The organism is Candidatus Palauibacter sp., from assembly GCF_965222475.1.
Taxonomy (GTDB): Bacteria; Gemmatimonadota; Gemmatimonadetes; order Palauibacterales; family Palauibacteraceae; genus Palauibacter.
In genome coordinates, this window is record NZ_CBDCUB010000004.1 from 82,602 (window position 1) to 103,788 (window position 21,187).

18 protein-coding genes are annotated in these 21,187 nt (G+C 68.5%); 12 read left to right on the top strand and 6 right to left on the bottom strand.

All coding sequences use genetic code 11. From position 1 onward, the window contains the following. Window positions 1-140: 140 nt before the first annotated feature. The 4 genes from ACOQPP_RS09090 to ACOQPP_RS09105 are packed head-to-tail and all read left to right on the top strand — an operon-like array spanning window position 141 to window position 5,831. Window positions 141-650, top strand: coding sequence for a hypothetical protein (locus ACOQPP_RS09090; RefSeq protein WP_419165282.1), 510 nt, complete (start codon window positions 141-143; stop codon window positions 648-650). A gap of 13 nt (window positions 651-663) precedes the next feature. Continuing rightward, a complete protein-coding gene (locus tag ACOQPP_RS09095) occupies window positions 664-1,824 on the top strand; it encodes a patatin-like phospholipase family protein (protein WP_419165283.1) in 1,161 nt (386 codons plus the stop codon). Window positions 1,825-1,832: 8 nt separating this feature from the next. Continuing rightward, entirely contained in the window at window positions 1,833-2,942 is a 1,110-nt protein-coding gene (locus ACOQPP_RS09100; protein ID WP_419165284.1) for a metallophosphoesterase family protein, read from the top strand. A 3-nt stretch (window positions 2,943-2,945) separates the two neighbouring features. Continuing rightward, window positions 2,946-5,831, top strand: coding sequence for an AAA family ATPase (locus ACOQPP_RS09105; RefSeq protein WP_420636359.1), 2,886 nt, complete (start codon window positions 2,946-2,948; stop codon window positions 5,829-5,831). On the opposite strand, the gene ACOQPP_RS09110 is transcribed toward ACOQPP_RS09105, so the two are convergent. From ACOQPP_RS09110 to ACOQPP_RS09120, 3 genes are all read right to left on the bottom strand, one after another. Beyond that, window positions 5,824-6,825: an NAD(P)/FAD-dependent oxidoreductase gene (locus ACOQPP_RS09110; RefSeq protein ID WP_419165286.1), complete on the bottom strand. Its 1,002-nt coding sequence runs from the start codon at window positions 6,823-6,825 to the stop codon at window positions 5,824-5,826. The two genes, ACOQPP_RS09105 and ACOQPP_RS09110, sit on opposite strands and share 8 nt — an antisense overlap. A 30-nt stretch (window positions 6,826-6,855) precedes the next feature. Continuing rightward, window positions 6,856-7,389 carry a CDP-alcohol phosphatidyltransferase family protein gene (locus ACOQPP_RS09115; RefSeq protein WP_419165460.1) on the bottom strand — a complete coding sequence of 178 codons (534 nt, stop codon included), beginning with the start codon at window positions 7,387-7,389 and terminating at the stop codon, window positions 6,856-6,858. Window positions 7,390-7,518: 129 nt separating this feature from the next. Continuing rightward, window positions 7,519-7,893: a single-stranded DNA-binding protein gene (locus ACOQPP_RS09120; protein WP_419165287.1), complete on the bottom strand. Its 375-nt coding sequence runs from the start codon at window positions 7,891-7,893 to the stop codon at window positions 7,519-7,521. Window positions 7,894-8,042: 149 nt separating this feature from the next. Here ACOQPP_RS09120 and ACOQPP_RS09125 point away from each other — a divergent pair, with 149 nt between their 5' ends. Further along, entirely contained in the window at window positions 8,043-9,023 is a 981-nt protein-coding gene (locus ACOQPP_RS09125) for an MlaD family protein (protein WP_420636360.1), read from the top strand. A gap of 13 nt (window positions 9,024-9,036) precedes the next feature. Here the strand turns inward: ACOQPP_RS09125 and ACOQPP_RS09130 are convergent, their stop codons facing one another. Continuing rightward, a complete protein-coding gene (locus ACOQPP_RS09130; RefSeq protein ID WP_419165289.1) occupies window positions 9,037-9,390 on the bottom strand; it encodes a hypothetical protein in 354 nt (117 codons plus the stop codon). 168 nt (window positions 9,391-9,558) lie between these two features. On the opposite strand from ACOQPP_RS09130, the gene rho reads away from it, so the two are divergent. Further along, window positions 9,559-10,818, top strand: a complete 1,260-nt coding sequence (gene rho, locus ACOQPP_RS09135) for a transcription termination factor Rho (protein ID WP_419165290.1) — start codon at window positions 9,559-9,561, stop codon at window positions 10,816-10,818. Between the two features lie 58 nt (window positions 10,819-10,876). Here rho and ACOQPP_RS09140 read toward each other — a convergent pair whose 3' ends face one another. Continuing rightward, window positions 10,877-13,687: a VPS10 domain-containing protein gene (locus ACOQPP_RS09140; RefSeq protein ID WP_419165291.1), complete on the bottom strand. Its 2,811-nt coding sequence runs from the start codon at window positions 13,685-13,687 to the stop codon at window positions 10,877-10,879. A 152-nt stretch (window positions 13,688-13,839) separates the two neighbouring features. Between ACOQPP_RS09140 and ACOQPP_RS09145 the strand changes: the two genes are divergently transcribed. The 6 genes from ACOQPP_RS09145 (at window position 13,840) to ACOQPP_RS09170 (ending at window position 20,145) form a co-directional block, all read left to right on the top strand. After that, window positions 13,840-14,085, top strand: coding sequence for an FmdB family zinc ribbon protein (locus ACOQPP_RS09145; RefSeq protein ID WP_419165292.1), 246 nt, complete (start codon window positions 13,840-13,842; stop codon window positions 14,083-14,085). Continuing rightward, window positions 14,082-14,501, top strand: a complete 420-nt coding sequence (locus ACOQPP_RS09150; RefSeq protein ID WP_419165293.1) for a DUF1801 domain-containing protein — start codon at window positions 14,082-14,084, stop codon at window positions 14,499-14,501. The genes ACOQPP_RS09145 and ACOQPP_RS09150 overlap by 4 nt, the downstream gene beginning before the upstream one ends. 16 nt (window positions 14,502-14,517) lie before the next feature. After that, window positions 14,518-14,913: a hypothetical protein gene (locus ACOQPP_RS09155; RefSeq protein ID WP_419165294.1), complete on the top strand. Its 396-nt coding sequence runs from the start codon at window positions 14,518-14,520 to the stop codon at window positions 14,911-14,913. A gap of 44 nt (window positions 14,914-14,957) precedes the next feature. Further along, window positions 14,958-17,480, top strand: coding sequence for a DNA gyrase subunit A (gene gyrA, locus ACOQPP_RS09160; RefSeq protein WP_419165295.1), 2,523 nt, complete (start codon window positions 14,958-14,960; stop codon window positions 17,478-17,480). Between the two features lie 83 nt (window positions 17,481-17,563). Beyond that, a complete protein-coding gene (locus tag ACOQPP_RS09165) occupies window positions 17,564-18,409 on the top strand; it encodes a hypothetical protein (RefSeq protein ID WP_419165296.1) in 846 nt (281 codons plus the stop codon). Beyond that, window positions 18,406-20,145 (top strand): Nramp family divalent metal transporter, encoded by a 1,740-nt coding sequence (locus ACOQPP_RS09170; RefSeq protein WP_419165297.1) that lies wholly within the window; start codon window positions 18,406-18,408, stop codon window positions 20,143-20,145. The genes ACOQPP_RS09165 and ACOQPP_RS09170 overlap by 4 nt, the downstream gene beginning before the upstream one ends. Window positions 20,146-20,182: 37 nt before the next feature. Here ACOQPP_RS09170 and thyX read toward each other — a convergent pair whose 3' ends face one another. Next, window positions 20,183-21,163 (bottom strand): FAD-dependent thymidylate synthase, encoded by a 981-nt coding sequence (gene thyX, locus ACOQPP_RS09175; protein ID WP_419165298.1) that lies wholly within the window; start codon window positions 21,161-21,163, stop codon window positions 20,183-20,185. Window positions 21,164-21,187 lie beyond the last annotated feature (24 nt).

Here is a 21,187-nt window from a genome sequence, read left to right on the forward strand (position 1 = left end):
CGCCGCTTCTCCCGGCAACCTCTCCCCGGGGCGGGATTGGCGGTACGTTGCGGGCGGACGTATGGTCCCGGCGTGAGCCCTGACACCCGCGCGGGCCTTGCCCCGGGGTGTTTATTCAACCCGGTCCCGGACGCGATCGAATGAGCGTTCCGCTGAGAGAACTGCCCGACACCGCCCGTCTCTGGATCTACGGGACGGACCGTCCGCTGTCGGACGGGGAGCGCGAAGCGCTCGTGGGCGACCTGCGCGCGTTCGTCGACGCGTGGACGGCCCACGGGGCGGCGCTCCGCGCCGGCGTGGAGTGGGTCGAGGGGCGCTTCGCGGTCATCGCCGTGGACGAGGCTTCGGCGCCGGCCTCGGGGTGCTCGATCGATGCCATGGTGCGCCGGCTCGCCGCGCTCGAGGCGCGGCTCGGCTGCTCGCTGCTCGACGGCACGCGCGTGTTTTATCGCGGCGAGTCCGGCGAGATCGTGGGCTGCGCCCGGGCCGCGTTCCGGGCCCGGGCGGCGGCCGGCCAGGTCGACGATTCGACCGCGGTCTTCGATCCCACCATCGAGACGCTCGCGGAACTGCGGGCGGGCGACCTGGAGCGGCCGGCCTCCCGCTCCTGGCACCGACGGCTCGTGGCCCGGCCGGCCGGACGGTCCTGATCCGGGGACCGGTGTGACGGGAGGTCCGGGGGGGGGCGCATCGGGCTCGGCGGAGGGGAAGCTGGCCTTCGCCCTCTCCGGGGGGGGCGCCCGGGCCGCCTACCAGACCGGAGTCCTGTGCCACATCGGCGAGCGGCTGCCGAAGCTCCGGATCCCCCTGCTCACAGGTGTCTCTGCGGGCGCGATCAACGTGGGGTTCCTCGCCTCCTATCGTGGCGACTTCCGGCAGGCGACGCGGGCCCTGAGGCGGCGCTGGCTGTCGCTGACGACCGAGGAAGTACTGCGGACGAACCCGACTTCGCTCCTGAAGGTGGGGGTCCGGCTCGGCGGTTCGCTTCTCGGGGGCGGGGTCGGACTGAGTCCGCAGTTCCGGAGCCTCGTGGACACCGCGCCGCTGCGCGAGTTCATCGACCGCAACCTCGGCGTCGGAGCCATCGGGGAGCGGATCGAGGCGGGCTACCTCGAGGCGATCGGTCTCACGGCGATGTCCTACCAGACGGGGCGTACCGTGCTCTTCCTCCAAGGGGAATCGAGCGCGCGGCCGTGGCCCGCCACGGCGCGCAACCGGCTGGTGCGGACCGACATCTCGGTCGACCACATCCTCGCCTCCGCGTCGATCCCGCTCGTGTTCCCGGCCGTCAAACTGGGGCAGCAGCACTACGGGGACGGCAGCTTTCGCACCGCGGCGCCGCTGGCGCCCGCGATCCACATGGGCGCGGATCGCATCTTCACGATTTCGGCCCGTTATCGGCGCTCCGAACTGGAGGCGAGGCGACCGGACACGGCCGGCTACCCGCCCCCGGCACGCGTGCTCGGCCTGCTTCTCAACTCGGTCTTTCTCGACACGCTCGACTGGGACGCGGCGTCGTTGCGGAGGATCAACCATCTCATCGACAGCCTCCCGCCCGAAGTGGCGTCGGAGCAGGGTCTGCGCCACGTCGACCTGCTCATCCTCAGACCCTCCCGCGACATCGGGAGACTCGCACGCGAGTTCGAAATCGAACTGCCTCCGGCGCTGAGGTTCCTGGTGCGCGGTCTCGGCACGCCGGGGGTCAGGAACGCGGATTTCCTCAGCTATCTCCTCTTCGAGAGCGAATACGTGCGGACGCTCGTCGAACTCGGGGAAGCCGACGCGGAATCGAACTGGGACCGTATCGCGTCGTTTCTCACCTGACCGTGCACGTGAAGATCGTCCATTTCGCCGACCTTCACCTCGACTCTCCCTTCGCCTGGTGCGAGGCGAGCGGAGACGTGGCCCGTCGCCGGCGCGAGGCGCTGCGCGAGACGCTCCTCGCGATCACGGCTCTTGCGAGGGATACGGATGCGGACGCGCTCCTCTGCGGCGGCGATCTCTACGAGCACGACCGCGTGACCCTGGACACGGAGAAATTCCTCCGGCAGACGTTCGCCGGTCTCGACCCGATGCCCGTCTACATCGCTCCGGGCAATCACGACTGGTACGGGCCGACGAGCCTCTATGCGACGGAGGAGTGGAGCAGCAACGTCCACATCTTCCGCGAAGCGGTTCTGCGCCCCGTCCCGGTCGCATCCGGGATCACGCTCTGGGGCGGCGCGCACTGCGCGCCCGCGAATACGGACAACTTTCTCGGCGGCGGCGTCCGGGTGGAGGGCCCGGGCGTCCATCTCGCGCTCTTCCACGGCGCGGAACAGTCGTGGCTCGCCGCGCAGGGAGAGGGGAAGGTGCCGCACGCCCCCTTCGACACGGCGGACATCCGGACGGCGGGCCTCGACCACGCGTTCCTCGGCCACTATCACCGGCCCGCGGACGGCGCTCACCACACCTATCCGGGCAATCCCGATCCCCTGCAGTTCGGAGAGGACGGGGAGCGCGGGGCCGTCGTGGCGACGATCACGGCGGAGGGCGCGGTGGAGTGCGAACGTCGTGTCGTCGCGGTGACGCAGGTCCACGACCTCACACTCGACGTCACGGAGTTCACGAGCCGACAGCAGATTCGAGACACCCTGCGCGAGGTCGCCGAGGGCCGCAGCGGTCTCGCGCGCCTTACGGTGACCGGGGACCTCGAACCCTCGCTCGATCTTCAGGAGGAAACGATCCGGGAACAGTTGCTTGACACTTTCGAGGCCGTCCAGATCCGGAAATCGGGTCTTCACCTGGCGTACGACCTCGATCGGATCCGCGAGGAACCCACCGTGCGGGGCCAGTTCGCGAGAGACGTGATGGGGGCGGATCTGCCGGAGGACGAACGACGCCGCGTGTTGAGGATGGGACTCCGAGCCCTCGACGGGCGGGACGATCTGGAGGTGCTCTGAGCCGTGCGTTTCGAGTCTGTCGTAGCGTACGCCTTCGGCCCCCTGCGGGACGAGAGCCTCGAGTTCGCACCGGGCATGAACGTCGTCTACGGTCCCAACGAGGCGGGGAAATCCTCCTGGCACGCCGCGGTCTACGCCGGCCTGTGCGGGATGCGCCGCCGCCGGGGAATGCCGCGCAAGGACGAGAAGGTCTTCGCGGAACGGCACAGGCCCTGGGGGAGCGACGAATGGGAGGTGGGGGCCGTCATCGCGCTGGAGGACGGACGGCGCGTCGAGTTGCGGCACGATCTCGCGGGCAGGGTCGACAGCAGCGCGCGGGATGCGGGCGTCGCGGGTCGCGACTACTCGAGCGAGATCATCCACGAGGGCGCGCCCGATGGCTCGCACTGGCTGGGACTCAACCGCCGCTCGTTCCTTCACACGGCCTGTGTACGGCAGGCGAACATCCTCAGGGTGCGGGACGACCCCCTGTCCCTTCAGGAGGACATGCAGCGCGCCGCTGCCACGGCCGGGGCGGATGCGACGGCCGCCGCGGCGCTTCAGCGGCTCGATGACTACCTGAGGGACCGGGTCGGCTCGACACGGGCGCCGACGAAGCCGCTGGTGAGGACCGAACGGGAAACCGACGACGCGCGCGCGGCGCTCGAGACCGCGCAAGAAGCCCACCGCGACTACCTGCGGCGGCGTGTGCAGGTGGAGGATCAGGAGCAAGCGGCCAGGGAGGCGGAGCTGCGGGTCGATGCCATGCAAGCCGCGCTCGCCGATGTTGAAGCGAACGCGCTCGCCGAACGGCTGGGAGACGCGCGAGCGCTCGTTGAACAGTTTCCGGAAGGCGCGCCTCACCCGCTGCCCGATGGCGGCGAACTGCACAGGAAAGTCATTGAAACGCTGACGACGTGGAGCAACCGGCCGGTATTGCAGGAGTTGACGGGGCCCTCGGCGCAGGAACTGGCGGAGAGGATCGACCGGGCCCACCGCGGGGTCCTCGCAGCACGCGCCGTCGTGGCGGAAGCCGGGGCGCTCGACGTCGAACGCCGCGTCGCGCGGGCACGCGAGCTGGGGGCTCTCTTCCCGGCGGGCGCTCCGCGCACCTCCGCCGCCGAGGAAGCGCACGCGAGCCAGGTTCGGGACGCTCTCAACGCCTGGGAGTCGCTCCCACCCCTCCGGGAGCCGGACGGGCCGGACGTCGAGCAACTCGAACTGCGTCTGGCGGATTTTGACAGGAAGCGTCGGGGGGGCCGCGCCGCATCGGGGACGCGACGATCCGGATCACATCTCCTCGCCTGCGGTGTCGCTGTAGTGGCGGGGATCGCCGCTGCCCTGCTGCTGCCCGATTTGCGGGTCGTGGGTCTGACCGTGGCCGCCACCGGGGCCGCGGCGTTCCTCTGGCTTCGGTTCATGGACTCGCGGCCCGGCGGGGCGGACATCGCTCTCGTGCTCGAGACGCAACGCGACGCCATGGCTCGCAGCCTCGCGGTGCGCCGCACCGAACAGGCTCGCTACGAAGCCGCACTCGAGCGCAGAGCCGCGCTGATCGAGCAACTGGTCGACCTCGCCGCGCTCGACAACGGCGCGGGATCGGAGCCGGAGACGGTCCTCCGAAGGCTGCGCGAGTGGGAGGCGTCGTGGCGCGATGCGAAGCTGGCGCGTGCCCAGTTGGGCCTCGAATGGGACGAGCTTCAGGGACTGCTGGGCGGGTCGTCGCTGGAGGAACTCGTCGCGGAGGCCGGACGACTCCGGGAAGAAGCCGCTGGCCTCGGCGCATCCGCGGACGAATCCCGGCTGGACGAACTGCGGGCACGAAGCGTATCCGCGCGTGAACTCGCCGAGATGGAGCAGCACGTCGACGACGAACTCCGCGGGTGGCAGGAAGAACGAGCCGAGCGCCTCGCGGCGGAAGCCCGGCACCGCCTGGACACCGAGCGGATCGCCGCCGCCACGGAGACGCTGCGAGCGACGGCCGCGCGGATCGACGTGACCGGCGACGACGGGGAAGAGCTGGCCGAGGCGCTCGAGGCGTGGCGGGCGGGCCGGGAACGAGCCCTCGGGGAAGCCGGACGGCGCAGCGAATCGTGGGACCGGCTACAGCAGCTGCTCGGCGACCGAACGCTGGATGAGTTCGCCGCGGAGGCGGAGCGGCTCCGCGCCCGCGCGGACCGGCTGGCGCACGAGGTGGGGCCGCGCGCGCTTGCGATGGCCCGCGACAGCGGGCCCACGGCCGAGAGACTGGAAGCTCTTCGCTCGACAGCGGAGTCCGCGCGCTCGGAGGTGGACAGGGCGCACGGCCAGCTCACGGAACGCGAGCAGAACCTCCCCCGCGTGGCGGACGCCGAAGACGCTCTGGCGGCGGCCGAGCGCGAACAGGCCCGCGTTGGGCGACTCAAGCGCACACTGGACAGCACGATCGCCTTCCTGCGGGAGGCGGAGGAACGCGTCCTCCGTGACATCGCGCCGATCCTCACGAGCACGATTCTCGAATGGCTTCCCGGGGTGATGGACGGACGCTATACGGGCTGTCGCATCGACCCCGAGTCCCTGCTCGTGGAAGTCCGCACGAACCGGGGACGCTGGCGTGCCGCCGAGCTGCTGTCGCACGGGACGGCCGAGCAGATCTATCTGCTCCTCAGGTTCGCACTCTCCCGCCATCTCACCGGGAAGGGTGAGACCTGTCCTCTGATCCTCGACGATGTCGTGGGCGCGTCGGACGCGGAACGCAAGGAGGCGATGCTCCGGACGCTGCGCGCGGTCGGGGAATCGACCCAGGTCATCCTCTTCACCCATGAGGACGATGTCCGGGACTGGGCCAGGCGGAACCTCCACGCCCCCCGCAACCGTCTGATCGAACTCGCGGGACCCCGGCCGCACGCCGAGGAGCGGCCGGCTACCTGAACGCTTCGGAGCTCGTGGAGTGGCCCGGGTCCACCTTCGCACTCGGGTCCATGTAGTGCACCGCGTTGTTGACGGCGATGGCGGCCTCGCCGAAGCCGGTGGAGATCAGTTCCAGCTTGCCCTCGTAGGTGGCGATGTCTCCCGCCGCGTACACCCCCGGGATGTTCGTCCGCATGCGCGAGTCGACCAGGATCGCATTCTTTTCGAGTTCGAGTCCCCATTCGGCGATCGGACCGATGTTGGGAACGAACCCGATGAGGGCGATGATCTCGTCCACCTCGAGCCGGACCGTTTCCTTCGTCTTCGTGTGCTGGAGCGTCGCGGCCTCGACCCGGCCGCTCCCGTGGATCTCCGTGACGGTGTGGAAGGTCCGGAGCTCCAGCTCGCCCCTCTCGTGCGCGCCCTCGACCTGCGCCACTGTACGCTCGTGCGCGCGATACCGGTCCGAGCGGTGAATGTGGGTCAGCTCGCCGGCGATCTCGCGCAACGCCCAACTCCAGTCGAAGGCGGAATCGCCCCCGCCCACGAGGAGGACCCTCTTCCCGCGGCATGATTCGGGGTCCTTCACGTGGGTGGTCAGCCCCCGCTTCCAGAACTCGTCCCAGCCCGGCGCGGCCAGGGTCCGGCTCTTGAAGGCGCCCTTCCCCCCGGCGATCACGACGGTCCGCGTTGGACGCGGTCCTTCATCCGTGCGAAGGTCGAACGATTCGTTTCCGGGATTCAGGGTGAGCACGCGTTCTTCGAGGCAGACTTCCGCGTTGAACTGCGTCGCCTGCGTCACGAGATCCCGCGCCAGATCCTTGGCCAGGATCCGTGGGAACCCGGCCACGTCGAAGACGTTCTTCTCGGGATAGAGAGCGGTCAACTGGCCGCCGAGTTCGGGCAGAACGTCGATGATACGGGCCGACACACCCCGCATTCCGGCGTAGAACAACCCGTAGAGACCGGTCGGGCCCCCTCCGATGATTGTGATATCGACCGTTTCGTTGCGCACGCCGTCGTTGTCCCCGCCATCCGGAACCGGTCACGCCACGCTCTTCCATTTGCGGCGCAGACAGTGCGTCCCGTAATCGATGATCGCCCACACGGAGGTGACCCCGACGAGGAGCACGAGTGCCGGAACATATCGGGGGTCGAAGATCAGAGCGAGAAGCGTAAGGAACTGCAGTCCCGTGGCGATCTTGCCCGGCCAGCGCGGTCTGAAGGGGATGATGAGAGACACCAGGCGAGCGAGAAAGTACGACCCGGCGGTGTACAGGTCCCTCAGGATCAGGATGAGGAACGACGCCCCGTCGAGTCCGCCCGAGGCGAGGAAACCGGCAAGCGCGAGGAGGACGAACAGCTTGTCGCAGAGCGGATCGAGCAGGCGTCCGATCTGCGAGCGCGTCCCGCTGACGCGGGCGATGAACCCATCCAGGACATCGGTCGCGCCGGCCGTGCCCACGAGCACGGCCATGAGCCCGGGGTCCGCCACCACGGTGAACGCGAGTCCGAGCGGAATGCGACTCAGCGACAGGAGATTGGAGAGGGTCAGGAACCCCGGGTCGTGCGTCTGTATCGGATCCTCCGCTTCCGTCTGGTCTCCAAGCCTTCCGGGTCACCGGGAAGATGCACGTTGCGGGAGCGCGTCTCCAGTACTCGCGCAACTGTACCCGCCACCTCCCCGGGCACCCGGCGGCGAATTCGATTACGCCGGGAGTTCCGCGTTCTCGGCCTCGAGTTCCGACCCGACCGGTCGCGGGTCGAGCATGACGAGATCCTCGACGACGACGTCCACGGTCGGAATCGCGATCCCGTCTCGTTCGAAGGATCCGTATTCGAGGTGGCCTTCGACGTACAGCCGCGATCCCTTGCGAACGTATTCCCCGACCGTCTCCGCCTGCTTGCGCCAGAAGGTGAGACGGTGCCAGTCGGTGCGACGCCGGGTCTCCCCGTTCGTTCGAAAGACACGGTTCGTCGCGAGTGAGAGGTGTGCGACCGGGGTGCCGGAGGTCGTCTCGCGGACATCGGGGTCGCTCCCGGCGTTGCCTACCAGGATGACCCGGTTCACGGTTCTCGACATGCCTGCCTTCTCCCTTCGTGTTCATGGACGGGTGTTGGGGGACGTGCCAGTATCCGGTCTGGACGACGGGCTCCCAAGGCCGACCCCTCCACCGGACGAGGTGGCGGATCGGATCTTGACGTCATCGTCGCAAGTGGATCTGCTCAGGGATGGTCGACATCGATTCTCGTTCCAGATTGGCGCGGGGCCGGGCCCGGACGGGCTTCCTCCTGATCGCCGGCGGCGCGCTGCTGGCGGGAGCCGTCTTCTCCAGCGACCTCATCGTTCGCTGGAGTCTCGAAGGGTCGCGCATCACCGTGCTGGCGCACTCGGCGGCGGGACTCTCGCCAGGTTCGACCGTCTGGGTGGCGGGGCGACCGGTGGGGCGGGTCTCATCCATCTCCTTCCGCCCGCTCGACGCGAGCCCCCGTGAGCCGACGCAGGCGCACGTCGTGGTCGAGGCCGTGATCGCACGGGTGGCCGAGCCGATCCTTCGAGAGGACGCCACGGCCGAGGTGCGGACGTCCGACCCTCTCGCGGCGGCGATCGTGGCCATCGATCCGGGAAGCGGATCCGCGCCGCCCTGGAACTTCTCCGATACGCTCCGCGCGGCGGGACCGCCGCTCGACCCCGAAGCCGTCCTCGCACGCGCGGACACGCTGGCGATGGCGGTGCGATCGCTCGAGGCTCTCGCGGCGGAGGCCGGTAAAGCGATCACGTCGGGTCGCGGCTCACTCGCGCGCCTGCGCGAGGAGCCCGAGACGCTGGAGGGGCTGAGGCGCGAGTTCGGAACGCTGCGAGAACTTCTCGAAGGCGACCTCTCGCGGTCTTCTCTGGCTCGGTTCGTGACGGACACGCTCGTGGGGGCGGCAGCCGACCGGGTCGCCGAACGGTTCGCGGCGTTGGACGCGTCCCCGGAGCGTCGGGCTTCGCGCCGCAGCATGGAGACGGCCACGGCGGCCGTCGAGGCGATGGGAACCCGTCTTGCGTCGCTCGCTCAGCGGATCGAGCGGGGGGAAGGCACGGTGGGTCGCGCGCTGATGGACGGCGAAATCCATCGGCAGCTCGACGCCCTGCGCGTCACGGTCGCCGCCCTCGCCGAGGAGTTGAAGTACAGCCCGTCGCGGTGGCTGCGCGTCCGGGTCTTCTAGCTCTAGCGGCCCGTCAGCTTCTCCGGCTCGGCAGCGCGCCGTGCACGGCGAACTTCAGGAGTTCGGTCGTACGGCCACGCCTTCGCCGGACGGCTATGACGATGTGATCGACGACCTGGTCGCGGTCCTCGAGCGACACGGCGACATCGACGGATCCATCCGCCGCCGTGATCCGCGTACGGATGGCGCGACCCGGCTCGGCGTCCGCCGCGCGGGCCGGGTTCCGGCACAGCGTGCGGGAGGAGCGGCGTCCCCCCGGTACCGGGCACGACAACTTCAACAGCCGGAACCAGTCCGGCTGATAGCTTATACGCCACAGATTGCCGAGCTGGTCGAGTCCTCTTCCCTCGCGATTGTGTCTGGCCATCGGGCGCTCGACGGTGAGAGTTGACTTGCGGGCGGTCGCTTGACCCTGTCGGGCGGCCCCATTATGGTCGTCGGGTCCGCCCCGGACCACATCCCCCGGCTGTAGCTGCTGGCATTACCTCACGACCGCAACCCGGCTCACTCACGCTCCCACTCCCTCTTCCGGAGGATGGCGTTGGATATCGCCGAACTCAAATCGAAGTCGATCGGCGAGCTTCATGACCTGGCCGAAGAACTCGACATTCTCAACTTCTCGGGTCTTCGCAAGCAGGACCTGATCTTCCGAATCGAGCAGAACCTGCTCGATTCCGACGTGGTCCTCCGCGGCGAGGGCGTACTCGAGATCCTGCCGGAAGGCTACGGATTCCTCCGGAGCCAGGACTGGAACTATCTGTACGGGCCCGATGACATCTACGTCTCCCCCTCGCAGATCAAGCGTTTCGACATGCGGACGGGAGACACGATCCAGGGCCGGGTCCGGCCGCCGAAGGAGGGGGAGAGGTATCTCGCCCTCCTCAAGGTCGAGACCCTGAACGGCGTGGACCCGGACAAGGCGAAACACCGCATCGCATTCGACAACCTGCGGCCCCGCTATCCGGAGGAGAGGCTCGTTCTCGAGAGCGAGGACGGCGATGTGTCGATGCGGATTCTCGATCTCATCGCGCCCATCGGGAGGGGGCAGCGGAGCCTGATCGTGTCTCCGCCGAAGGCCGGGAAAACGATCCTCCTCCAGAAGATCGCGAACGCCATAGTCGAGAACCAGCCGGACGCGAAGGTGATCGTGCTTCTCATCGACGAGAGGCCCGAAGAGGTCACGGACATGGAGGAAAACGTCCCGGCCGAGATCATCTCCTCGACCTTCGACGAGCCGGCCGACCGCCATACGCAGGTCGCGGAGATGGTGATCGAGAAGGCCAAGCGGCTGGTCGAGTACCAGCACGACGTCGTGATCCTGCTCGATTCGATCACGCGGCTGGCCCGCGCCTACAACACGACGGTACCCCACTCCGGGAAGATCCTCTCGGGCGGCGTGGACGCGAACGCGCTCCACAAACCGAAGCGCTTCTTCGGAGCGGCACGGAACATCGAGGAAGGCGGGAGCCTCACGATCATCGCGACCGCCCTCATCGAGACGGGCAGCCGGATGGACGAGGTCATCTTCGAGGAGTTCAAGGGCACCGGCAACAGCGAGGTGCTGCTGGACCGTCAGATATCGGACAAGCGCATCTATCCGGCCATCGACCTCAACCGCTCGAGCACCCGCAAGGAGGAACTCCTCCTCAACGAGGTCGAACTCAATCGCATGTACCTGCTGCGGAACTTCCTGTCGGACATGCCGCCGGCCGAGGCGATTCAGTTCATGATCGAACGGATGCGGCGCACGGAGACGAACCAGGAGTTCCTCGACTCGATGGCCGCCGGCAGCTAGTGTCGCGTCCCAGAAATATCTCGGCTATTCGAGCACCGATGCATCCGTCCCTGCGGCGTTACGGGGCCCTCAGCCAGCGGTCCTCCAGCACCTCGACGAGGACGGTGTGTGTCGCACCTCCCGCCGTCAGCGTCACCCGGTAGGTGCCGGGATCGACCGGCGGTCCGAGCGTCTGCACCGGGCTCTCGGGGGCCGGGTTCGTGCGCAGGTTCCATTGCACGCGGTTGAGGCCGGCGTTTCCGGTCCCCGCGAGTTCCCGCACGACCTCTCCCGACGTGACTTCCGAGATCTCGATCGAGACGTCGGCCGGTGCGGACAGGTAGTACTGGATCGCCGTTCCGGCCGGTGCGTTCTCTCCCACCCAGTTCTTGTTACCCGTGACCGAGCGGCTGCGCTGGATCTCGTTCTTCCAGCGCACGGCCGGGCGCGGCTCGAAGAGGTGCGCGTCCTTCGCCAGCACGTCGTCGCCCAGCGCCTGCAGGGCCGTGACATCATCGAGCACATGGATGCTGCGGCCGTGCGTCGCGAGGACGAGGTCGTTCTCCCGCGGGTGGACGAGCACGTCATCGATCCGCACCACCGGCAGGTCGGGCATGAAGTCGTGCCACGTCCCGCCTTCATCCAGAGAGACGAAGAAGCCGAACTCCGTCCCGGCGTAGAGCAGCCGCGGGTTGCGCGGATCCTGCCGGATCGTGTTCACGTTGCCGAACGACGGCAGGTTGGAGCTGATGCTGGTCCACGAGCGGCCGTAGTCCCGCGTCACGTAGACATGGGGACGGAGGTCGTCGTTCTTGTGTCCGTCGATCGAGACGTAGGCGGTCGCGGGATCCACATGCGAGGCCTCGACGCGGGATACGTAGTGGCGCGTCGTCCCGCCGGGGAGGTTCCGGCTCACCTCGGTCCAGGTCGCGCCGCCGTCCCGGCTCACCTGGATGTTCCCGTCATCGCCCCCGGCCCAGAGAATTCCCGGCACGATCGGCGACTCGGTGATCGACGTGAGGCTGCTCCACATGGAGACGCCGTCGTTCCGCGACGGATTGCATTCCACCCCTCGGTCGAACTGCGAGCAGCGGGGGACCGTGTTCGCCACGCCCATCACGACCTCGGCGTCCCGGTCGATGTCCTTCGTGAGGTCCGGGCTCATCGTCCACGTCTCGCCGCGGTCGCGTGAGGTGAAGAAGCGGTTGCCTCCGGCGTGCAGGGTCCGCGGGTTGTGCGGTGAGAGGAGGAACGGAGTGTTCCAGTTCCAGCGAATTTCGGTGTCCACCGGCGGCGCAGGGACGATGTTCGTGTTGTCCGGATTTTCTTCGCTGGGGGCGCGCGGCGTGATCGACCGGGACTCCCCGGTGCGCAGGTCGACCCGTCGGATACGGCCGTTCTGCGATTCCGCGAACACGATCGCGGCGTCGGTCGGGTCAACCTGGGTGTAGAATCCGTCTCCGCCCCCGACGCGATACCAGTCCTGCGCCAGGATCGGCCCCGAGCGCACCGAACTCGGTCCGCACCAGCTTCCGTTGTCCTGCAGACCCGTGCATACGTGGTAGGGCCGACGCATGTCGACCGAAGCGTGGTAGGGCTGGCCGACGGCCCACGGACGCAGCGACTCCCACGTCTCCCCCTGGTCCCGGCTCACGTCGACGGAGCCGTCGTTGCCGATGAGGAGATGATCGTGGTCGTCGGGATTGACCCAGACCGCGTGCTGGTCGACGTGCCCGAACCCGCTCAGCGTCTCCCACGTTCGGCCGCCGTCGCGCGACTTCGCCACCCGCTGGTCCACTGTATAGACGATGTCCGGGTCCTCGGTCGAGACGCGGATCTGGCTGAAATACATGGGGCGCCCGTTCTCGTTGCTGCGGAACTCCCATGAGCGGCCATTGTCCCCGGAGCGCCATACCCCCGACCACTGCGGGTCGGGCGGCAGCGAGTCCGCTCTCGCGAGCCGCTGCCACTCTTCGCGCTCCTCCTCGGCGAGCGGCGTCTCCCGGTCGGCGGCCACTTCGATCTGCGCGTAGACGACATCCGGGTCGGCCGGCGTCATGGCGAGCGCGATGCGCCCCATGATCCCGTTGGGGAGCCCCGAGCCCTCGACGCGCGACCAGTTCTCACCGCCGTCCTCCGACCGCCAGATCCCGCTGCCCGCCCCGCCTCCGACGAAGCAGCAGACGGTGCGCCGGCGCTCATAGGTCGCGGCCAGCAGGAGGTCGGGGTTCGTCGGGTCCATGACGAGGTCCGTGGCGCCGGTGTCCTCGTCGACCGCGAGGACGTGCCGCCACGTCCCGCCGCCATCCGTCGACTTGAAGACGCCCCGCTCGGGGTTCGGCCCGAACAGACGGCCGACCGCGGCCACCCACACGATGTCCGGATTCGACGGGTGCACGAGCACCCGCGCGATGGTCTGGGTCTCGCGCAGCCCGACGTGGGTGAACGAGGCGCCGCCGTCGCTGCTCCTGTACACCCCGTCCCCGAACGAAGAACTCTGCCGGTTGTTGGGCTCGCCCGTTCCGAGGTAGAGGATGTCGGGATCGGACGGCGCGATCGCGATATCCCCGACCGAGTGCGTCCCGTAGCTGTCGAAGACGGACTCGAACGTGGTTCCGTTGTTCGTGGTCTTCCACAGGCCGCCGGTCGCGAACCCCACGTAGAAGATCCGGGTGTCCGTGGGATGGACCGCGAGATCGTCGACGCGGCCGCCCTGCCCCGTGGGGCCGATCGATCTCCAGCGGAAGCCCTGGAGGAGCGGGTGCGCGGGGGCGTTGCTGACAGCCTCGGCGGCACCTTCCTGCGCGTGGGCGGGCGACGCGGGGATTGAGGGCGCGGTGAGCGCCAGCGTGATCGTTACAAGGAGGCGCGTGCCGAAGGCGTCGGGCATGTGATCCTTCTCTCTGTCCGTGATCGATTGGCAGTCCGCCATTATCCCACGCGGGATCGGACTCTGTCAAAACGAGACCGGCTCGCGCGGGGCGACTTGCCCGGGGGGAGCCGGAAGAGCATGCTGCTTTCGTCGGCTGAACCGGAGGATGCATGCCCATATACGAGTACAGGTGCCGCGGCTGTATGCGTGAGTTCGAGCTCCTCGTCCTGGGGCGGCGGACGCCGGCCTGTACGTCGTGCGAGAGCGAGGATCTCGAGAAGCTCATCTCCCTGCCGCGGGTCCACTCCGAGTCCCGGAAGGGGAGATCGCTCGCGGCCGCGAAGAAGCGCGATGCGAAACTCGGGAGCGAGCGCACGCGTGCCCAGCGGGAGTACGAGCTCAGCCACAACGATTGAAGACCCGGCCCAACGACGCGAGCGTCAAGGATTTCCTCGCGAAGGCAGGGAACGAGCGAAGGCGAGGGGACGCGCTCGCGCTGCTCGAGTTGATGAAGGGGGTGACCGGCGAGGAGCCGGTGATGTGGGGGGATTCGATCGTCGGTTTCGGCAGCTACCACTACCGGTACGCCAGCGGGCGGGAGGGCGACTGGCCGCTCGCCGGATTCTCGCCGCGGAAGCACGCGCTCACGCTCTACATCATGTCGGGGTTCGCGAAGCACGGTGAACTGCTGTCGCGGCTGGGCCGGCACAGGACCGGCAAGTCCTGCCTCTACATCAAGCGACTCGAGGATGTCGATCTGAACGTGCTCCGCGAACTCGTGGAGCGTTCGGTGGAAGAGGTCTCGACTCGCTACGCCGGCGGCGGTTCGTGAGCGTGGGGGGGAGGGGATGACGAATTCCTACACCGAGGCGCTGGCCGCTCACGGGCTGGAGGATGTGCAGCCCCGGTACCGGCGGCTTCTCCTCGAGCTGAAGGCGCGGGACGCCGCGGCCTACGAACGCGCCGTCGCGCGATACCGTTCGGAGGTCGAAGGGGTGACCCCGGGAGCCGACGCGCTGACGGCCTGGCTTTCCTACGGGGCGTGGCTGGCTTCCCGGATCGAACCCGGCAGACTCGTCAGTATTTCGTCCGAGGGACTCGCGACCCCGGCTCCGGATCCGGCCCCGTCGGATCCCATGCTGATCCATCTGCCCGAGGCGCCGAACCGAAAAGCGCTGGTGGTCGCGATGCCCGCCGACCCAACGGACGCACAGCGCGCCACGGCCGACCTGTTGTGCGAGTAGAGGCCGCCCCGGCCCATGGATGAGGTGGAAGAGGAGGAACGGCGGTGACATCAGGCACCCTGCGGCACGAGCGGATCGAGCCGCGCGCCCTCGAACAGGAGATGCGCGAGTCCTTCATCGACTACTCGATGAGCGTCATCGTGCAGCGAGCGCTCCCCGATGCGCGCGACGGTCTCAAACCGGTCCATCGCCGGATCCTCTACGCGATGCGGGAAGAGGGACTGCACCCGTCGCGCCCGCACAAGAAGAGCGCGACGGTCGTGGGCGACGTACTCGGCCGGTACCACCCGCACGGAGACGGCGCTGTCTACGATACGATGGTGCGGATGGTGCAGGACTTCTCGCTGCGCTACCCGCTCATCGACGGGCAGGGCAATTTCGGCTCGATCGATGGCGATTCGGCCGCCGCCTACCGCTACACGGAAGTACGGCTGACGCCTCTGGCCGTCGATCTGCTCGAGGACATCGATCGCGACACGGTCGACATGCGGCCCAATTTCGACGGGCGCCTGACAGAGCCCAAGGTACTCCCCTGCCGGTTGCCTCACCTCCTGATCAACGGAAGCGATGGGATCGCGGTCGGGATGGCGACCAAGATTCCGCCGCACAACGCGGTGGAACTCCTCGACGCGGTCGACCACCTCATCGCGAACCCGAAGTGCAGCGTGGACGAACTGCTCGCCCGCGTGCCCGGGCCCGACTTCCCGACCGGCGGCTACATCCGGGGCCGGGCCGGCATCGAGTCCGCCTACCGGACGGGGCGCGGTCGGATCGACATGCGCGCCCGGATCCATATTGAGGAGGGGAGGTTCGGAAAGAACTCGCTCATCGTCACCGAACTCCCCTACCAGGTGAACAAGACGCGCGTCATCGAACAGATCACGCGGCTGGTACGGGCCGGGCAGACCGACGCGATCACGGACCTCCGAGACGAGTCCGACCGGGACGGCATCCGGCTCGTGATCGAGCTCAAGCGTGACGCGGAACCGGACAAGGTCGTCGCCACCCTGTTCAAGAAGACACAGCTCCGATACACGTTCGGCGTCATCATCCTCGCCCTCGTCGACGGCCGGCCCGAGGAACTGGATCTCCAGACGGCCCTCGGGATCTGGATCGAACACCGGCTCTCCGTGATCCGCCGCGGCGCGGCGCACGATCTCGGCCGCGCCCGCGATCGCGCGCACGTCGTTGAAGGCCTTCGAGTGGCGCTGGACGACATCGACCGCGTGATCGAGATCATCCGCGGATCGAAGACCGCGGAGTCCGCGCGAAGCGGGCTGCTGGCGGAGTTCGCGCTGAGTGAGCGGCAGGCCGACGCGATCCTGGCCATGCGACTCGTCCAGCTGACCGGCCTCGAACGCACGAAGCTGGCGGAAGAGCTCCTGGCGCTGCAGGAGGAGATCGTGCGCCTCTCCGCGCTCGTGGAGGATGAGGACACGCGGCGGAGCTTTCTGCGCGAGGAGCTTCGGGAGCTCGCGAGACGCTACCAGGACCCCAGGCGGACCGAGATCCTCGACGATGGGACGACTTTCCGAGTCTCCCGGGGCGGCGGCGGCGAGATGAAACTCGTGCTCGTCAGCCGGGGCGGCTACGTGAAAGCCCAGCCGGCGGCGACGGGCGGGGGGCTGGCGGGGGCCGAGGCCCTGTCGAACCGGGCGGGCGATTTCGCGCGCCACGCGTTCCTGGCCGGCGGAGGGCAAACCATCCTGCCGGTCACGGCGCGCGGGCACGCGCACGCCCTGCCCGTCTCCGCGCTGCCGCGGGGCACCCGAAGCTCTCGTGGCAGGCACCTGTCGGAGTTCCTGGACCTTGAGCTGGGCGACGAGATCGTCGTCGTCCTGCCGGTCGAAGACTTCGCTCAGGACCGGTTTCTTGTCGTCGTCACGCGACAGGGGCAGGTCAAGCGCTCCGCCCTGTCCGACTATGCCAATGCGCGCGCCGCAGGCATCATCGGGGTCCGGATCGCACGCGGCGACGAGGTCGTGGCGGCCTTCATCACCGAGGGCGGCGGCGACCTCCTCCTGGCGACCCGGTCCGGCCAGGCGATCCGCTTTCCGGAGTCCACGATCCGCGTCATGGGCCGCACGACCCGTGGCGTGAAGGCGATCGAACTCACCCGCGGCGACGTCGTCGTGGCCGCCGCGGCCCCGCGGCCGGACGCCGATCTGCTGGTCGCCACGTCGGCGGGCTACGCCAAGCGGATCCCCTTCACCGAGTTCCGGGTGCAAGGGCGGGCGGGGAAGGGATTCACGATTCTCCCGGAACGGAAACGGACCGGCCATCTGGTGGGATTCCTCGAGGCGCACGCCGCGGACGAGGTCGCGTGGGAGCTGTCGGATGGCTCGGTGGCGACGACCTCGGCGAGGGCCGCGATCCGGCGCGCCCCGCGGGAGGCGGGCCGTCCGGCGGTCAGCCTGCGCCCGGGCGTCGCGGTCGAAGCCGTGCACCCAATGCACTCCGGCCGGCGGGGGCAGACCGATTCCCCGCCCGCGGACGAGCCGCGGACGCCGCCCTCCCCTGAAGGGACAGCGCCGGATGGCGCGCCACAGGCGGAGTTCGAGTTCTGAACACATCTCGGGTGCGTTATCGACACCCGTTTTCGGCGCGCGTACGTTCCGGTCGCGTCGACGCACCACGGCGGGAGGGACGGATGGACAGACCTGTTGAGGCGGTTCGCGCGCGGCCCTTCCTCGGGCTCGCGTGGCTGGCGATCGCGTCGCCGTTGCTGGGCGGCTGCGACGGAGCGTCGTCCGGCGGCGGTCCCCGGAGCGAGGCGGCACCCGGCGACACGGCCGCCATGTATGCCGCGCAGCTGACGGAAAGTCTCGGTGGACGGGACGCGTGGGATCGAACGCGCTATCTCTCGTTCCGCTGGATCGTCGAGCGGGACGGACAGGTGGTGGCCAACCGGGAACACGCCTGGGACCGGTACGACGGGAGATATCGCGTCGCCTACGAACAGGAAGGCGCCGCGTACGTCCTGCTGTTCAACGTCACCGAGGTCGAGGAGCACCCCGAACTCGGCAAGGTTCCCGCCGGCCGCGCCTGGGTCGGCGGTACGGAGTTGACCGGTGTCGCGCGCGACTCCGCTCTGCGGCGGGGGTACGGAGCCTTCATCAACGATACGTACTGGGCCGTGATGCCCTTCAAGTGGGAGGACCCCGGCGTGCACCTCGCTTATGAGGGGACCCGGACGCTCTCCGATGGAGGCGAATACGCGGCGGTCCACCTCAGCTTCGATCAGGGCCTGGGCACCACCGAGGATCGGTACTGGGGCTTTCTCGACGAGTCCGGGCGCATGGCGGCCTGGCAGTATCACCTCGGACGGTCCGAAGCCCCCGGCGACGTCATCTGGTGGTCCGATTGGCGTCAGGTGGGCGACATCCAGTTCGCCATGACGCGAGCCAGGGGCGACGGAGAGCGCTTCATCTACTTCGAAGATGTCGCCGCGAGCGAGGCGGTACCCGAAGGACGCTTCGACCCGCCGACGCCTTGAACGAACCCGGTTCCGGTTCCGCACCGCCCGATTCGATCGCGTCCAGCGAAGACGAGGGACGCCGCTACAGGGAGGGCGTCTACGAACCGCTCGACGAGAGCAAGCTGCCGGACGCACCCGACGGCGGGGCCTTCCCGCGGCGGGGCCACGGGCCGCCCTTCAAGCTCGTGCGGGAGATGTCCCGGGTTCCCCGTCTCAGGTACATCATCGGTCCCTCCGTCATCGCGCTCGGCATGGGGCTCGGCAGCGGAGAATTTCTGCTGTGGCCCAACCTTGTGGCCGCGAACGGATTCTCCATCTGGTGGCTGTTCTGGATCGGGGTGGTCACGCAGTTCGTCGTCATCGGCGAGATCGAGCGCTGGACGATCGCCACGGGCGAGTCGACCTTCAACGGGATGGCGCGGCTCGACCGGCTCGGGTTCTGGCCGTGGCTGTTCCTTGTCGCGACGCTGGTGAGCTTCTTCTGGCCCGGCTGGGCGTCGCAGTCCGCCGAGTTCGTGGGCCAGATCGTCGTGATCAGCGGCGGGCCGGACATTGCGTGGCAGCCGATGGCGCTCCTCATGCTCGCCTGTATCTGGTTCGGGCTCGCGGTCTCCCGGATCGTGTACAACGTGCTCGAGCGCCTGGAGATCGCGCTCGTGGCGGGGTTCTTTCCGCTGCTCCTGATCACGCTGCTCGTCGTCGGCCTCGTCCCGTCGCACCTGCTCGAACTCGCGGTCGGCGCGGTCTCGTTCGGGCGCGCACCGGCGGAACTGTTCACGGGGGACCAGTTTCCGACGCTGATTCTCGCGGTGGCGTACGCGGGAACGGGAGGCACGCTGCTCCTCGCCCAGTCGCTGTGGCTGCGCGACAAGGGCTTCGGGATGGCGAGGTTCCAGGGGCGGATCGCCGGAATACGGGGCCGGAACGAGGAGATCAGCACGACCGGTTTCGTCTTCGACGCGGCCGATCCGACCGCCCTCGGGCGCTTCCGGGGGTGGATGAGGACCGTACATCACGAACTGCTCGTCTCGTTCGTGCTCCTCACGCTCCTGAGCGTCGTCATCACGTGCATGCTGGTCGTCGCCACGCTAGGTACGGACAATCCCGGTCTGGCGGGAGACCTGACCGGGATGGTGACGCTTCAGGGGGAGGCGATCCAGCGCGTCGGAGGGCTGTGGCTGAGGGTCGCGTTCCTGTTGGGAGGGTCGCTCGTCATCTTCTCGACACAGCTCGCGATCCTCGACACGGTGACCCGGATCACGGGCTGCATCTTCTACGAACGCTTCGGGCATCGCACGCGCTTCTTCACCCAGAAGCGCACCTTCCTCGTATTCCTGACGATCTTCGTGCTGGCCGCGATGGGGATCATCACCGCGTCGTGGATCGGCGGCGAGGGGCTGGACGTGCTTCAGCCCGATTTCCTGCTCCTCATTGCCGGGCCGTTCACGATGACCAGCATGTTCCTGTTCACGCTCGTGGTCGGCTACATGAACGTGCGGCGCCTGCCGGCCCAACTGGGCCCACCGGCCTGGAAGCGGTGGAGCCTGCTGTGGGCCGCCGTCCTCTGGGGGTGGTTCACCGCCGAACAGCTATCCCGGACGGCGATGTCCGTCGCGGCCGTCGACCCGCGATTCATGGAGTCGCTGGCCCTGCACCCGATCCGGATCCTGTTCTACGCGTTGTGGCTGGCGGCCCTGGGCTGGTTCGCGGTCCGTACGCTCCCGAGTGGGGAGAAACGGGGGTCTCGAGCGTAGGACCCGGCGCCGAAGGGCGCGGACTCAGGGCACGGGATCAGGTCGCGGGATCAGGCGTAGCCTCGGCCATTCTCCGGGCCATTTGCTCCGCGGTGTGCATCCGTGACAGGTCGAGCGAGAAGTCGGGCCGCTCCACCGGCGACAGCTTGTCCATGAGTTCGCGGATTTCCCGCGGGGCAAGACCCGCCGCCTTGAGGTCGTCGCGGGTCGCCATCCCGCCGGCATGGATGGACCCCGCTTCGGCATCCGCGCGAAGCAGGTGGCGCAGGATCGAGAGTTCTCCCGCGCTCAGGCGCGCGCCCATGACTTCGTAGTCGATCCAGGCTTCGTAGCTGAGCGGCGCGACCCGCTCGAGCATCCCCGCCATCACCCGGCCGTACTCCTGGATCTCCCACTGCGCATGGGCGTCCACCCTGAGCCGAAGGAAGTGAAGCAGGTTGTGCAGGTCGATCTTCCAGTACCACTGCGTGTACGTGGAGAGCGGCAAGTCGATGCGCGCCAGCTCCCGGGCGACATCTTCGGAGAGCAGCCACCCGTACGCGTCGGCCGCTTCGGTCCGCAGCCGCTCCCACCGATCGATCGCGCCTCGGTACAGGGCCCGAGGGGCGGGATCTCCCTGCCGCCCCTGGTTGTTCAGACTGCTCTGATAGGCGAACTGCGCCTGGTCCGGCTCGTAGAAGAGCAGCGGCAGGAGGCTGTACCGGGCACTGAGTTCATTGACGGAGGCGGTGCGGTGCCGGATCCACTGGCGCGCCACGAAGATCGGCATCGAGCAGTGGAACTTGAACTCGACCATCTCGCTCGGCGTCGTATGGGCGTGCCTGCGCAGGTAGCGGACGAGGCCGCGCGTCTGGCTGACCCGGCGGGTGCCGGCACCGTAGCTCACGCGGGCGGCTGCCTCTACGTCGGCGTCCGAACCCATGTAGTCGACAAGCGCGACGAACCCGTGGTCGAGCACGGGGAAGTACCAGCCGAGGATCTCCTCGGCCGCGGCGACCGTCGGTCTCTTCGTCTCCATGGGGCTACCCCGCGCGCCTCGAAC

Excerpts from the sequence above, each read along its gene's own strand:
- ACOQPP_RS09145 (WP_419165292.1), top strand. The coding sequence starts at position 13,840 with ATGCCCATATACGAGTACAGGTGCCGCGGCTGTATGCGTGAGTTCGAG.
- rho (WP_419165290.1), top strand. The coding sequence starts at position 9,559 with ATGGCGTTGGATATCGCCGAACTCAAATCGAAGTCGATCGGCGAGCTT.
- ACOQPP_RS09130 (WP_419165289.1), bottom strand. The coding sequence starts at position 9,390 with ATGGCCAGACACAATCGCGAGGGAAGAGGACTCGACCAGCTCGGCAAT.
- ACOQPP_RS09165 (WP_419165296.1), top strand. The coding sequence starts at position 17,564 with ATGGACAGACCTGTTGAGGCGGTTCGCGCGCGGCCCTTCCTCGGGCTC.
- ACOQPP_RS09090 (WP_419165282.1), top strand. The coding sequence starts at position 141 with ATGAGCGTTCCGCTGAGAGAACTGCCCGACACCGCCCGTCTCTGGATC.
- ACOQPP_RS09120 (WP_419165287.1), bottom strand. The coding sequence starts at position 7,893 with ATGTCGAGAACCGTGAACCGGGTCATCCTGGTAGGCAACGCCGGGAGC.
- ACOQPP_RS09155 (WP_419165294.1), top strand. The coding sequence starts at position 14,518 with ATGACGAATTCCTACACCGAGGCGCTGGCCGCTCACGGGCTGGAGGAT.
- ACOQPP_RS09140 (WP_419165291.1), bottom strand. The coding sequence starts at position 13,687 with ATGCCCGACGCCTTCGGCACGCGCCTCCTTGTAACGATCACGCTGGCG.
- ACOQPP_RS09125 (WP_420636360.1), top strand. The coding sequence starts at position 8,043 with ATGGTCGACATCGATTCTCGTTCCAGATTGGCGCGGGGCCGGGCCCGG.
- thyX (WP_419165298.1), bottom strand. The coding sequence starts at position 21,163 with ATGGAGACGAAGAGACCGACGGTCGCCGCGGCCGAGGAGATCCTCGGC.